The organism is Stenotrophomonas sp. (assembly GCF_059505245.1).
In genome coordinates this window covers 183,842-195,546 of the sequence record NZ_JCACKF010000050.1, presented here as the reverse complement: position 1 = coordinate 195,546, position 11,705 = coordinate 183,842, and the positions used below count along the sequence as shown (strand labels likewise).

Sequence of the window (11,705 nt, the reverse complement as noted above, 5' to 3'; positions counted from 1 at the left end):
CGGCTTTTCTTATCCCGCGGGAGCTGCGATGGCTGAAGCTGTACGCCACGACAAGACTGCGCGCCAACTGCGGATGTTGTCCGATGCACTGGACAGCGGCCGGCTGGGCCCGGTACGTCGGCTGGTCAACACCCTGGCCCCGGCCGAGATCGGCAACCTGCTTGAATCGCTGCCGCCGGGCAAGCGCGAGGTGGTGTGGGGCCTGGTTGATCCGGAAGATGACGGCGAGGTGCTGGTCCACGTCGGCGAAGACGTGCGCGAGAGCCTGCTCGCGGACATGGACCCGGACGAGATCATCGCCGCGGTCGAAGACCTGGACATCGACGACCTGGCCGACCTGGTCGAAGACCTGCCCGATACGGTCATCGACGAGGTCCTCAAGTCGATGGACCGCGAGAACCGCGAGCGCCTGGAGCAGGTGCTGTCCTATCCCGAGGACAGCGCCGGCCGCCTGATGAACCCGGACGTAGTGACCGTGCGCGCCGACGTCAATGTCGACGTGGTGCTGCGCTACCTGCGCCTGCGCGGCGAACTGCCGGACCATACCGATCACCTGTTCGTGGTCAGCCGGCGCCATCAGTACCTCGGCCGGGTGTCGCTGGCGGCACTGGTGACCCACGAGGACACCACCCCGATCAACCGCCTGATCGACGACGAGCAGCCGGCCATTGACGTCGGCGAGAGCGACCAGGAGGTCGCCCGCCAGTTCTCCGACCATGACTGGATCTCCGCGCCGGTGGTGGACGACAACAACATCCTGATCGGCCGCATCACCATCGATGACGTGGTCGACATCATCCGTGGCCAGGCCGAGCACCAGGCACTGGGCGCCGCCGGCCTGGACGAGGACGAAGACCTGTTCAGCCCGGTCTGGCGCGCCATGCGCCGGCGCTTGATGTGGCTGTCGGTGAACCTGTGCACCGCCTTCCTGGCCTCCAGCGTGGTCGGCCACTTCGAAGGCACCATCGACAAGCTGGTGGCGCTGGCCGTGCTGATGCCGATCGTGGCGGGCCTGGGCGGCAATGCCGGTACCCAGGTGCTGGCGCTGATGGTGCGCGGCCTGGCACTGGGCCAGGTGGGCGCGTCCAACGCGCGCACGCTGCTGTGGAAGGAGGTGCGGGTCGCCTTGTTGAACGGCGTGATGCTGGGTTCCGTGCTGGGGCTGATCGTGCTGGCCTGGTTCCACTCGCCCGGGCTGTCGGCGGTGATCGCCATCGCGCTGACCTGCAACCTGCTGTTCGCCGCACTGGCCGGCGTGCTGGTGCCACTGACCCTGAAACGCTTCGGCTTCGACCCGGCGCTGGCCAGCGGCATCTTCCTGACCGCCGTGACCGACTCGATGGGCTTCTTCACCTTCCTCGGCCTGGCCACGCTGGTGCTGCTGCACTGAACCCTGCAGGGTCCGATCCCCGCCGCGCGGAGTTCCGACCCACGCCAAAACCCAGGGTCGGATCTCCCGCCGCGCGGGGCTCTGACCCGATCCCAACTGGAACACCCATGGCAACAACGATCGAAAACTATTTCCAGCCCGGCTGGCGCGACCAGCAGCACACCTGCCCGGCCTGCGAATGGAAGGGCAGCTCGCGTGCCATGGAGATGGAGCTGGACGAGGACGCCACCGAGTACGCCTGCCCGGTCTGCGAGAACCCGCTGCTGGTGGTGCTGCATCCGGACATCGCGCAGGTGCAGGCCGCCGCCGCCGAGGGCAATGCCGAAGCGCAGGAGCAGCTGGACATCATCGCCAGTTTCCCGCGACCGGAGTGACGCGCCGCACGATGCCGCGTTGACCTGCGGCGGGCTAGGATGCAGCTGACCCTGCCGCCCCGGGAAATCCCATGGTCCGATCGATGTCGCGCTGGCTGCCGCTGCTGGCCTTTCTGATGATGAGCGGTTGCACTTCGCTGCCGGACAGCGCGCGCGGCCGCTTCGAGGGCCGCGCAGTGAAGGTGGACGGCGAGACCGCCTACTACCAGGTGTTCATTCCGGCCGGCGTTCAGGCCACCGCTCCCACCAGACTCCCGGTCATCCTGTTCCTGCACGGCTCCGGCGAGCGTGGCGGCGACGGTGTCAAGCAGACCCATGCGGGGCTGGGGCCGCACCTGCGCAGGCACGCGGCCGACTTCCCCGCATTGGCCGTATTCCCCCAGGTGCCCGGCCACCAGGAATGGAGCGGGCGCAACAACCGCGTTGCGCTGGCCGCCCTGGACGCCACCATCGCCGAGTTCGGTGCCGATCGCTCACGGCAGTACCTGACCGGGATGTCGATGGGCGGCTATGGGAGCTGGAACATCGCGCTGGATGACCCCGGGCGCTTCGCCGCGATCGTGCCCGTGTGCGGCGCGGTGCTGGCGCCACGCGCGGTGCGCCCGACCCTGTTCGTCGAGCAGGTCGCCCAGGAAACCGATCCGTATGCGGCCATCGCCCAGCGCCTGAGAGGCACGCCGATCTGGATCTTCCACGGCGCGCTGGATGATGTGGTGCCACCGGACGACGATCGCAGACTGCACGCCGCATTCCGGAGCGCCGCTGCACGCGACGTGCGCTACACCGAGTACCCGGACGGCAACCACAATGCCTGGGACGCCACCTACGCCGACCCGGCAATGTGGGCATGGCTGTTCGCGCAGAAGCGCTGAGCCGCAGCTTCAGTAGTTGCCAACCTTGGTTGGCACTGACTGCTCTGGTAGTTGCCAACCTTGGTTGGCACTGGCCTACCTGAAACCAACCCATTCCCCGATGTTCACTGGAAGCAGGCCCGTCCATGCTTGCTCCATGCAGAACACACGTCTCCTGCTCGGTCGTCGCTCCAGCATCGGCCTCAGCTATATCCTCACCACCGTCGTCCATGACCGCGCGCCGCTCTTCACCAACGCCGCAGCGGCCGCCTTGGCAGTCCGCGAATTCCAGCGACTGGATCAGGAAGGCTTCACCCGCTCGATTGCGTACGTGGTCATGCCCGACCACATCCACTGGCTGGTCGAACTGCGTGCGGGAACGCTGGAAACCGTCATGAAGCGTTTCAAGTCGCGCACAGCCCAGCAGGCAAACCGGTTGCTGGGGCGAGTCGGGCGCTTCTGGCAGGCCTGCTATCACGATCATGCGATCCGCTCTGACGAATCGTTGCACCGGCATGCGATGTACCTGACGGGAAATCCGATCAGGGCCGGGCTGGCGACGCGGCTTGGGCAATATCCCCATGCATGGTGCGAATGGGAGCTTGGGGCTTCGTGTGATCCGCTCGACAACTTGGGCGCGGATGGATAGTGCCAACCAAGGTTGGCATCTACCAGAGCGGTGCGCGGACAAGCCGCGCGGCAAGTGTGTCAACCAAGGTTGACACCTACCAGAGCGCGTGGTCAGCCCAGCAGGGTTTCCAGCACGGCCATGCGCACGGCGACGCCGTTGGCGACCTGGCGCAGCACCCACGACTGCGGGCCGTCGGCCACGTCGTCGGTCACTTCCACGCCGCGGTTGATCGGGCCCGGGTGCAGCACCGCGGCATCCTTGCCGGCGCGCGCCAGGCGCTCGCGGGTCAGGCCGTACTGGGCGTGGTACTGCTCCAGCGACGGCACCAGGCCTTCTTCCATGCGCTCGCGCTGCAGGCGCAGCATCATCAGCGCGTCGACGCCTTCCAGCATCGCGTCGAAATCATCGCCGACCACGCAGCCCTTCAGGGTCTCATCGTCCGGCAGCAGCGACTGCGGGCCGCACACGCGGATCTCACCCGCGCCCAGCGTGCGCAGCGCATGCAGGTCGGTGCGGGCCACGCGCGAGTGCTTCACGTCGCCGACGATCACCACTTTCATCTTCGAGAAATCCGGGCCCTTGGCCTGGCGCAGGGTCAGCATGTCCAGCAGGCCCTGGGTCGGGTGCGCGCTGCGGCCGTCACCGGCGTTGATCAGTGCGGTGCCCTCGCCCGCCGCTTCTGCCAGTGCGGCTACCGCGCCATCCTCCGGGTGGCGCACCACGAAGCCGCGCACGCCCATCGCTTCCAGGTTGCGCAGCGTATCGCAGGCGGTTTCGCCCTTGCGGGTGGACGAGGTCGAGGCATCGAAGTTGAGCACATCGGCGCCCAGGCGCTGCGCGGCCAGCTGGAATGAGCTGCGGGTGCGCGTGGACGGCTCGAAGAACAGCGTGCACACCGCCGAACCGGCCAGCACGTGGCGCTTGTTGCCGACGCGGCCGACTGCGGCATCGCGGATCTGACCTGCCCGGTCAAGCAGCTGCAGCAGGGTCCCGCGCGGCAGGCCCTCCAAGGTCAGCAGGTGGCGCAGGCGTCCGGAGGCATCGATTTGCTGGGCGGTCATGGCGGTGTCGGGCAGTCAGGGAATGGGGGTGGCGTCGTCGGGGGACGACAGCCAGCGGTCGATGATCACCGCCGCGGCCACGGCATCGAGCGCGGCCGCATCACGGCGGCGCTTGCGCCCTTCGGCGCGCTCGACGGCGAAGCGGCGGGCGGCCTCGACCGAGCTGGAACGCTCGTCGATCATCACCACCGGCAGCTTGAAACGTTCCCGCAGCTGGCGGGCGAAGCCCTGCGCGCGCTTGCGGTTGGGTTGGTCCTGGCCGTCCAGGGTCAGCGGGTCGCCGACCACCAGGCCGTCGGGCTTCCATTCCTTGAGCAGGCGTTCGATCGCGGTCCAGTCCGGGCCATTGCCGTGCACATCGACCACCGCCACCGCGCGCGCATGCGCAGCGAAGGCACTGCCGATGGCCACGCCGATCCGCCGCGAGCCGACGTCGAAACCCAGAACGGTGCCGTCACGGCGGATCGCCGGGACAGCAGGAGCCGGTACGGGCGTGGCCGGCTCAGACATGGCCGCTGTAGTCGGTCAGCCGGAACAGGTCCACGCCGATGCGCGAGGCCGCACCCTGCCAGCGCTGCTCCAGCGGCAGCTGGAACACCAGCTCGGCATCGGCCGGCACGGTCAGCCAGCTGTTCTCGGACAGCTCGCTTTCCAGCTGCCCTGCGCCCCAACCGGCACAGCCGAGGGTGACCACGGCATTGGCCGGGCCTTCGCCACGCGCCATCGCTTCAAGGATGTCACGCGAAGTGGTCAGGTACAGGCCGTCACCCACGATCAGGCTGGAATCCCACGCCCGCGCGTCGTCATGGATGACGAAGCCGCGCTCGGGATGCACCGGGCCGCCGTTGAGCACCATGCGCGCCTGCAGGTCGCCGTCACCGGTGGTGATGTCCATCTGTGCAAGCACTTCACCCAGCGTGTACTCGGAAGGCTGGTTGACCAGCACGCCCATCGCCCCGTTCTCGTCGTGCTGGCAGATCAGCGCGACGCTGCGGGCAAAGGTCGCGTCGAGCAGCGACGGCAGTGCGACGAGGAGGTGATCGGCGAGGGAGGTCGGCGTTACAGGCATGGTCCCATTCTACCTGCTGGGGGCGGGATGGTCGCGCAAAGGCGGCGAACCGCGATGGGCTAGGATGGTGCTTTGCCATGGAAGGTCATCGATGCAGTCTTCATCGCCCCTGACCCTGCCGGCACGCGGCGCCATCGTCCTGATTGCCCTGCTGCAGGGTCTGATGCTGTATGCCGCGCAGGAACTGTCCGATGCGTGGCCGTTCCGCGATATCGGCTGGCGCTACTGCTGGTACGCCTGGGTGCTGGCCATTCCCAGCGCGGTGGCGCTGAGCCTGGTCGACCTGGGCCAGCGCCGCCTGTGGCTGCAGGCCGTGCTCGGCTCGGCGGTGGTGCTGGCGCTGGCCGCCTGGATCGGCTGGAACCTCACTGGCGAGACCGCGCTGGAGTCGAGCGCGCTGCAGTTTCCACTGACCCTGGGCATCGCCGTGGCGGTGTTCGTGGCCCTGCCCTGGTGGCAGTTCCAGCTGCAGCACGGGCATTGGCGCGCCAGCTACCCCGAGCTGTTCGAGCGCGCCTGGCAGAACGGTTTGACCCTCGCCCTGGCGGCACTGTTCACCGGGCTGACCTGGCTGCTGCTGTGGCTGTGGGCGGCGCTGTTCCAGCTGCTGGAGGTCACCGTCTTCCGCGACCTGTTCCGCCAGGATGCCTTCATTGCGCTGGCTACCGGCAGCCTGGCCGGGTTCGGCGTGCTGATCGGGCGCACCCAGCACCGTGCGATCCAGATCACCCGCCAGGTGCTGTTCGCGATCTGCCGCGGACTGCTGCCGCTGCTCTCGTTCATCGCCGTATTGTTCGTGCTGAGCCTGCCGCTTACCGGGCTGGAACCGCTGTGGAAGACCCGCTCGGCCGCCAGCCTGCTGCTGGTGCTGTCGCTGTTGCTGGTGACGTTCACCAATGCGGTCTACCAGCAGGGGGACGACACCGCGCCCTACCCCGTCGTGCTGCGCCGTCTGGTTGAAGCCAGCCTGCTGGCGCTGCCGGTCTACGCCGCACTGGCGCTGTACGCACTGGGGCTGCGCGTGGTGCAGTACGGCTGGACCGTGGACCGGTTCTGGGCGGTACTCGTCGCAGTGGCCGTGGCCGGCTATGCCGTGGGCTACGCGCTGGCGGTGCTGCGCCGGCAGCGCCGCTGGTTGCAGATGCTGGAGCCGGTCAACCGCTGGATGTGCTGGGCGGTGCTGGCACTGGCATTGCTGGGCAACTCGCCGCTGCTGGACCCGGTGCGGCTGACCCTGTCCAGCCAGCTGGCGCGCCTGCGTGCCGACCCGCCCGCGATCACCAGCAGTGACGTCAACGTGCTGCGCTTCGATCTTGGCCACCGCGGCGTGCGGGCGCTGCGCGAGCTGCAGCGTGATCCAGCCATCACCGCCGATGCCAACGCGCCACAGGTGATCGCTGCCGCGCTGGCACGTACCTCGCGCTGGGATGACGGCCAGCGCCTCGACAAGGGGCCGCAGGACGTCGTCGCCCTGCAGCGCGCGTTGAAGCTGGCCAAGGGATCCAGCTCGCCACCGGACGACTGGTGGCAGGCACTGGCCACGCGCGCGATCGATGGCGAATCCTGCGCCCAGAGCGAGCGCGACTGCCTGATCGTGCATCGCGATCTGGATGGCGACGGGAACACCGACGTGCTGCTGTGCGAGCTGTACACCCACCGTGGGCCGGACTGCGTGCTGTACGCACGTGGCAGGGATGCCCACTGGCGCCGGGCCGGTTCGCTGTTCGGCACCGCCAGCGGCCAGGCCGAGGCGATCAACCAGGCGCTGCGTGATGGCAAACTCACGCTCGAACCGCCACGCTGGCCGATGCTGTCCATCGATGGGCGCCCCGCAGTGGCCATCGATCCCGAACCCGAATCCACCGAGTCTTCCCCATGAGCGGCTACTGCCTCATCGCCCCGGGCCATCCGGTGCATGACTACTACCACGCCAACGAGTACGGCTTCCCGCAGCGTGACGAGCGCGAACTGTTCGAGCGGCTGGTGCTGGAAATCAACCAGGCCGGCCTGAGCTGGGAAACGATCCTGAAGAAGCGCGAGGGCTTCCGCACGGCCTATGACGGCTTCGATGTGGACCGCGTGGCGGCGTACGCCGAGCAGGACATCGAGCGCCTGCTGTCGGACGCAGGCATCATCCGCAACCGGCTGAAGGTGCTGGCGGCCATCCACAACGCGCAGGTGATCCAGCAGCTGCGGGCCAGCCATGGCAGCTTCGCGGCGTGGCTGGACGCGCACCACCCGCGCAGCAAGGCCGACTGGGTGAAGCTGTTCAAGAAGACCTTCCGCTTCACCGGCGGCGAGATCACCGGCGAGTTCCTGATGAGCCTGGGCTACCTGCCCGGCGCGCACGCCGAGGATTGCCCGGTGCATGCGCGGCTGCTGACGCTGTCGCCGCCGTGGCTGAAGGCCGCCGCCCGCTGAGGGATCTCCGCGCGTGGGTGCCGGTAGTGCCGGCCGCTGGCCGGCAACCCCGTTGAACGGTCACACGCCCATGTAACGGCCGGGGCGGTGGTTGAACATCAGCACCAGGCTGAGCACCACCGCGCCGATGGCCGAGTACAGCACCTTCGATGGCGACAGCACGAAGAACGCGGCTACCATCAGGCAGGCGTCGTAGGACATCTGCACCTTGCCGGCGCTCCAGCCTCGGGTGCGCTGCAGGTACACCGCCAGGATGCCGATGCCGCCAAGGCTGGCGCGGTGGCGGATGAAGAACAGGATGCCCAGGCCTGACAGCGCACCACCGACGATCGCCGAATACAGCGGGTTGATGTGCGAGAAGTCGATCCAGCGCGGCAGCAGGTCGGTCAGCACGCCACAGGCGGTGACCGCAGCGAAGGTCTTCAGGGTGAATTCCCAGCCCATGCGCCGCAGCGCCACCCAGTAGAACGGCAGGTTGACCAGCACGAACACCAGGCCGAAGTTCCAGCCCATCGCGTAGTGCAGCAGGAAGGCCATGCCCGCCATGCCGCCGATCATCAGCCCGCCCTTGGCGAAGATGGCCAGGCCCAGCGAAGCCACCATCGTGGCCAGCACCATGCCCTGCACGTCCTCGGCGATCGAGTGACGCAGCGCTTTTTCGTCGGCGGTGGTGCCAGCACTGTCGGGCGGCGGGGTCAGCGGACCGGCGGTGACCAGGTGGCCGTCAGCGTCGTCGCACGGCGCGGGGCCATGGGAAGGAAGGGACATGCGGGTGGGGAACAGCGGGTGGGGAGCGGTATTAGACACGATCTGCATGACAGTTGCAGATGAAATCGTTCAGTCAGATTCGCCCATTCAGGTTATCCCGGGACCGCTACAGGCAGCACGGCCAGCATGTCCTCTCCGTCGTCGTCCATCCCGGTCTCGACGAACCCGAAGCTGCCGTAGAAGGCGCCCGCCACCGGATTGCGCGGGTTGTAGCAGATCTCGATCTCGGCCAGACCGGGCGTGGCCCGGATCTGCGCCAGCGCGAGTTCCAGCGCGCGTCGACCGATACCACGGCCCTGCCAGTGTTGATCGACCATGAAGCGCCAGATCGACATCCGCTGCGGCGTCTCCGGCACCCACATGAAGAACCCGACCAGCTCGCCATCGGCCTGGATGGCGCGGGTCTGGTAGCCGGGATGAAACGCCGCCTGCACCAGCGACCAGGTATTGCTGGCCACGAAGCCCTGCTGCGCATCGCTGACGTCGAGGTCGCACACCGCTTCGTAGTTGTCGGGGGTGATCGCTTCCAGCGTGACCTGCATGCGGGCGTCCTGCCTGGGGATGGACGCCCAGTCTGCCCGCCCCTGCATCCGGTGGAGCAAGGCCGCCGACAACCGTTCAGCGCGGGGTTGCCTGCTCAGCCCTTGCCGGCCAGATGGTGAGCCACCAGTGCGTTGGCATGGCCATGGCCCAAGCCATGTTCACTCTTCAGGAAGCTGACCAGTTCCATGTGTTTCAGGCCCTTCTTCCCGGCCAGCAACCCGAACCAGTGCGCCACCGGCTGCCCGTAGGTCTTCTCGATGGAGGGGAAATACGAGGCCGGGCCTTTCGGCTTGGTGTCAGTGCTCATGTGCAGCTCCCGTTGAAGTCATTCATTCGACGAACCACAGACGCAGAAATCGACACACCCAAACGTCCGACCCCGCCTCGCCCGACAGGCCGCAGCCAACTGTCGAAGGCGGGGTGGGTCCGGTTGAGGGGGGTGTGAGCGGCATGGATGCCGCGACCAAGCCCCCATGGATGGGTTTACGGCGTCCCCCTCAACCGGGCCCACCCCGCCATCTCACGGATAGCCAGTTTTTGAAGTTGACGTGGCCGTTGACGTTGCTTCGGCAGGTGCCGGGCGCAGCCCGGCCGTATCATTCCAGCATGCCCCGCGAAAACCTCAACGACCTGCAGGCCTTCGTCCACGTTGCCCGCGAGGGCAGCTTCACCCGGGCCGCCGCCCAGCTGGGCGTGTCCCAGTCCGCGCTCAGCCATGCCATGCGCGGCCTGGAACAGCGCCTGGGCGTGCGCCTGCTGACCCGTACCACCCGCAGCGTATCGACCACCGAAGCCGGTGCCCGCCTGCTCGACACCCTGGGCCCACGCCTGGCCGAGATCGAGGACGGGCTGGCCGCACTGGCCGAGTACCGCGAACGCCCGGCCGGCACCATCCGCATCAATGCCACCGGCCATGCCGCCGAGTACATCGCTTGGCCGCGGCTGGCGCCGTTGTTGCAGCGTTATCCGGACCTGAAGGTGGAACTGACCACCGACTACGGCCTGGCCGACATCGTCGCCGAGCGCTACGACATCGGCATCCGCCTCGGCGAGCGCCTGGCGCGCGACATGGTCGCGGTGCCGATCAGCCCGCCGCTGCGCATGCGCGTGGTCGGTGCACCCAGCTACTTCCGCCAGCACGTGGTGCCGCAGCATCCGGACGACCTGGCCAAGCACAACTGCGTGACCCTGCGCCTGCCTACGCATGGGGGACTGATGCCGTGGGATTTCGGCCAGGATGGCAACGAACTGAGTGTGCGCGTTGGCGGGCAATGGACGTTCAACACCATGGGCATGACCCGCGCCGCTGCGCTGGCCGGCAGCGGACTGGCCTGGCTGCCGGAAGACCAGGTGCAGCCGATGCTGGACGATGGCCGCCTGCAGTCGGTGCTGGACGACTGGTGCCCGCACTTCGATGGCTACTACGCGTACTACCCGTCGCGCCGCCACGTCACCGTGGCGATGCGCACGGTGCTTGATGCGCTGCGCGGGCCGCTGGGGTGAGGGGCAAGGCGTGCGGACCAACGGTGCGCACCCACCAACGGTCCGCACCCAGCTGGTGATCAGCCCTTGGCCTGGGCGGCGCGCTGCGCGTTGTAGCGCTCGCCGACGATCGACACTTCGTCCAGCGCCTGTGCGATGCGTTGCAGCTCCTCCGGTGCCAGCTGCAGGTCGGCCGCGCCCAGGTTTTCTTCCAGGCGATGGATCTTGGTGGTGCCTGGGATCGGCACGATCCACGGCGCCTGTGCCAGCAGCCAGGCCAGCGCCACCTGCGCCGGCGTCGCGCCCCGTGCTGCGGCAATCGTACTGATGCGATCCACCAGCGCCTGGTTGGCGCGGCGCGCCTCCACTTCGAAGCGCGGCACGGTATTGCGGAAGTCGTTGGCGTCGAAGGTGGTGTCGGCGTTGATCGTGCCGGTGAGGAAGCCGCGGCCAAGCGGGCTGAATGGCACGAAGCCGATGCCCAGCTCCTGCAGCGTCGGCAACAACTCGCGCTCCGGTTCGCGCCACCACAGCGAGTACTCACTCTGCACGGCGGCAACCGGCTGCACCGCATGCGCGCGGCGCACGGTGGCAGCGCTCGCCTCGGACAGCCCGAAGTGGCCGACCTTGCCTTCGGCGATCAGGTCGCGCACGGTGCCAGCCACATCCTCGATCGGCACGTTCGGGTCGACGCGGTGCTGGTAGAACAGGTCGATATGGTCGGTGCGCAGGCGCTTGAGGCTGGCTTCGGCAACGGCACGGATATTCTCGGGGCGGCTGTCCAGGCCGTCATCGGTGCGCGCGCCCTTGAATCCGAACTTGGTGGCAATCACCAGCCTGTCGCGGTAGGGCGCCAGCGCCCGGCCGAGCAGGTCTTCGTTGGTGTACGGACCATACACCTCGGCGGTGTCGAAGAAGGTCACGCCGCGCTCGACGGCGGCCTGCAGCAGGGCGATGCCCTGGCCCTGCTCCACCGGCTGCCCGTAGGCATGGGTCAGGCCCATGCAGCCCAGGCCGAGGGCGGAAACCTTCAGGCCACTGCGGCCCAGTTCGCGTGTCTGCATCGTCGTGCTCCAGAGGGGGAGTGATGACGATACGCCTGTCGTGGCGCTGGA

At 67.9% G+C, this 11,705-nt stretch carries 14 protein-coding genes; 7 read left to right on the top strand and 7 right to left on the bottom strand.

The window, feature by feature from the left end; translation table 11 throughout:
* Positions 1-28 precede the first annotated feature (28 nt).
* The 4 genes from mgtE (at position 29) to AC5JLE_RS20100 (ending at position 3,264) form a co-directional block, all read left to right on the top strand.
* Positions 29-1,390: a magnesium transporter gene (mgtE, locus tag AC5JLE_RS20115; protein WP_008266103.1), complete on the top strand. Its 1,362-nt coding sequence runs from the start codon at positions 29-31 to the stop codon at positions 1,388-1,390.
* A gap of 107 nt (positions 1,391-1,497) precedes the next feature.
* Positions 1,498-1,764, top strand: coding sequence for a hypothetical protein (locus AC5JLE_RS20110; protein ID WP_032958486.1), 267 nt, complete (start codon positions 1,498-1,500; stop codon positions 1,762-1,764).
* A 71-nt stretch (positions 1,765-1,835) separates the two neighbouring features.
* Positions 1,836-2,636 (top strand): carboxylesterase family protein, encoded by an 801-nt coding sequence (locus AC5JLE_RS20105; RefSeq protein ID WP_080052966.1) that lies wholly within the window; start codon positions 1,836-1,838, stop codon positions 2,634-2,636.
* A 136-nt stretch (positions 2,637-2,772) separates the two neighbouring features.
* Entirely contained in the window at positions 2,773-3,264 is a 492-nt protein-coding gene (locus tag AC5JLE_RS20100; protein WP_262216580.1) for an REP-associated tyrosine transposase, read from the top strand.
* A gap of 92 nt (positions 3,265-3,356) precedes the next feature.
* On the opposite strand, the gene AC5JLE_RS20095 is transcribed toward AC5JLE_RS20100, so the two are convergent.
* The 3 genes from AC5JLE_RS20095 to AC5JLE_RS20085 are packed head-to-tail and all read right to left on the bottom strand — an operon-like array spanning position 3,357 to position 5,376.
* Entirely contained in the window at positions 3,357-4,307 is a 951-nt protein-coding gene (locus AC5JLE_RS20095; protein ID WP_032958490.1) for an aspartate carbamoyltransferase catalytic subunit, read from the bottom strand.
* Positions 4,308-4,322: 15 nt separating this feature from the next.
* Positions 4,323-4,817 carry a Holliday junction resolvase RuvX gene (ruvX, locus tag AC5JLE_RS20090; protein ID WP_046429259.1) on the bottom strand — a complete coding sequence of 165 codons (495 nt, stop codon included), beginning with the start codon at positions 4,815-4,817 and terminating at the stop codon, positions 4,323-4,325.
* On the bottom strand, positions 4,810-5,376 hold the full coding sequence (locus AC5JLE_RS20085) for a YqgE/AlgH family protein (RefSeq protein WP_014646224.1): 567 nt from the start codon (positions 5,374-5,376) through the stop codon (positions 4,810-4,812). Before AC5JLE_RS20085 ends, ruvX begins: the two co-directional genes overlap by 8 nt.
* Before the next feature lie 91 nt (positions 5,377-5,467).
* Here AC5JLE_RS20085 and AC5JLE_RS20080 point away from each other — a divergent pair, with 91 nt between their 5' ends.
* Together AC5JLE_RS20080 and AC5JLE_RS20075 are read left to right on the top strand one after the other, a co-directional pair.
* Positions 5,468-7,255 carry a DUF4153 domain-containing protein gene (locus tag AC5JLE_RS20080; protein ID WP_496065573.1) on the top strand — a complete coding sequence of 596 codons (1,788 nt, stop codon included), beginning with the start codon at positions 5,468-5,470 and terminating at the stop codon, positions 7,253-7,255.
* The gene (locus tag AC5JLE_RS20075; RefSeq protein ID WP_049451061.1) at positions 7,252-7,797 is read left to right on the top strand and encodes a DNA-3-methyladenine glycosylase I; all 546 of its coding nucleotides are present in this window, start codon (positions 7,252-7,254) and stop codon (positions 7,795-7,797) included. Before AC5JLE_RS20080 ends, AC5JLE_RS20075 begins: the two co-directional genes overlap by 4 nt.
* A 60-nt stretch (positions 7,798-7,857) precedes the next feature.
* Here AC5JLE_RS20075 and AC5JLE_RS20070 read toward each other — a convergent pair whose 3' ends face one another.
* The 3 genes from AC5JLE_RS20070 to AC5JLE_RS20060 all read right to left on the bottom strand — a co-directional run bounded on the left by AC5JLE_RS20070 (position 7,858) and on the right by AC5JLE_RS20060 (position 9,415).
* A complete protein-coding gene (locus AC5JLE_RS20070; protein ID WP_014036228.1) occupies positions 7,858-8,565 on the bottom strand; it encodes a YitT family protein in 708 nt (235 codons plus the stop codon).
* A 92-nt stretch (positions 8,566-8,657) separates the two neighbouring features.
* Complete coding sequence (locus tag AC5JLE_RS20065; protein WP_032958497.1) at positions 8,658-9,107, bottom strand: GNAT family N-acetyltransferase; 450 nt, start codon at positions 9,105-9,107, stop codon at positions 8,658-8,660.
* A 95-nt stretch (positions 9,108-9,202) separates the two neighbouring features.
* Complete coding sequence (locus AC5JLE_RS20060; protein WP_014646220.1) at positions 9,203-9,415, bottom strand: DUF4287 domain-containing protein; 213 nt, start codon at positions 9,413-9,415, stop codon at positions 9,203-9,205.
* 299 nt (positions 9,416-9,714) lie between these two features.
* Here AC5JLE_RS20060 and AC5JLE_RS20055 point away from each other — a divergent pair, with 299 nt between their 5' ends.
* On the top strand, positions 9,715-10,611 hold the full coding sequence (locus tag AC5JLE_RS20055; RefSeq protein ID WP_014646219.1) for a LysR family transcriptional regulator: 897 nt from the start codon (positions 9,715-9,717) through the stop codon (positions 10,609-10,611).
* Between the two features lie 59 nt (positions 10,612-10,670).
* Here AC5JLE_RS20055 and AC5JLE_RS20050 read toward each other — a convergent pair whose 3' ends face one another.
* Complete coding sequence (locus tag AC5JLE_RS20050; RefSeq protein ID WP_014646218.1) at positions 10,671-11,654, bottom strand: aldo/keto reductase; 984 nt, start codon at positions 11,652-11,654, stop codon at positions 10,671-10,673.
* Positions 11,655-11,705 lie beyond the last annotated feature (51 nt).

Bases quoted from the DNA above. Each gene is read 5' to 3' on its own strand.
- mgtE (WP_008266103.1), top strand. From the start codon at position 29: ATGGCTGAAGCTGTACGCCACGACAAGACTGCGCGCCAACTGCGGATG.
- AC5JLE_RS20110 (WP_032958486.1), top strand. From the start codon at position 1,498: ATGGCAACAACGATCGAAAACTATTTCCAGCCCGGCTGGCGCGACCAG.
- AC5JLE_RS20105 (WP_080052966.1), top strand. From the start codon at position 1,836: ATGGTCCGATCGATGTCGCGCTGGCTGCCGCTGCTGGCCTTTCTGATG.
- AC5JLE_RS20100 (WP_262216580.1), top strand. From the start codon at position 2,773: ATGCAGAACACACGTCTCCTGCTCGGTCGTCGCTCCAGCATCGGCCTC.
- AC5JLE_RS20095 (WP_032958490.1), bottom strand. From the start codon at position 4,307: ATGACCGCCCAGCAAATCGATGCCTCCGGACGCCTGCGCCACCTGCTG.
- ruvX (WP_046429259.1), bottom strand. From the start codon at position 4,817: ATGTCTGAGCCGGCCACGCCCGTACCGGCTCCTGCTGTCCCGGCGATC.
- AC5JLE_RS20085 (WP_014646224.1), bottom strand. From the start codon at position 5,376: ATGCCTGTAACGCCGACCTCCCTCGCCGATCACCTCCTCGTCGCACTG.
- AC5JLE_RS20080 (WP_496065573.1), top strand. From the start codon at position 5,468: ATGCAGTCTTCATCGCCCCTGACCCTGCCGGCACGCGGCGCCATCGTC.
- AC5JLE_RS20075 (WP_049451061.1), top strand. From the start codon at position 7,252: ATGAGCGGCTACTGCCTCATCGCCCCGGGCCATCCGGTGCATGACTAC.
- AC5JLE_RS20070 (WP_014036228.1), bottom strand. From the start codon at position 8,565: ATGTCCCTTCCTTCCCATGGCCCCGCGCCGTGCGACGACGCTGACGGC.
- AC5JLE_RS20065 (WP_032958497.1), bottom strand. From the start codon at position 9,107: ATGCAGGTCACGCTGGAAGCGATCACCCCCGACAACTACGAAGCGGTG.
- AC5JLE_RS20060 (WP_014646220.1), bottom strand. From the start codon at position 9,415: ATGAGCACTGACACCAAGCCGAAAGGCCCGGCCTCGTATTTCCCCTCC.
- AC5JLE_RS20055 (WP_014646219.1), top strand. From the start codon at position 9,715: ATGCCCCGCGAAAACCTCAACGACCTGCAGGCCTTCGTCCACGTTGCC.
- AC5JLE_RS20050 (WP_014646218.1), bottom strand. From the start codon at position 11,654: ATGCAGACACGCGAACTGGGCCGCAGTGGCCTGAAGGTTTCCGCCCTC.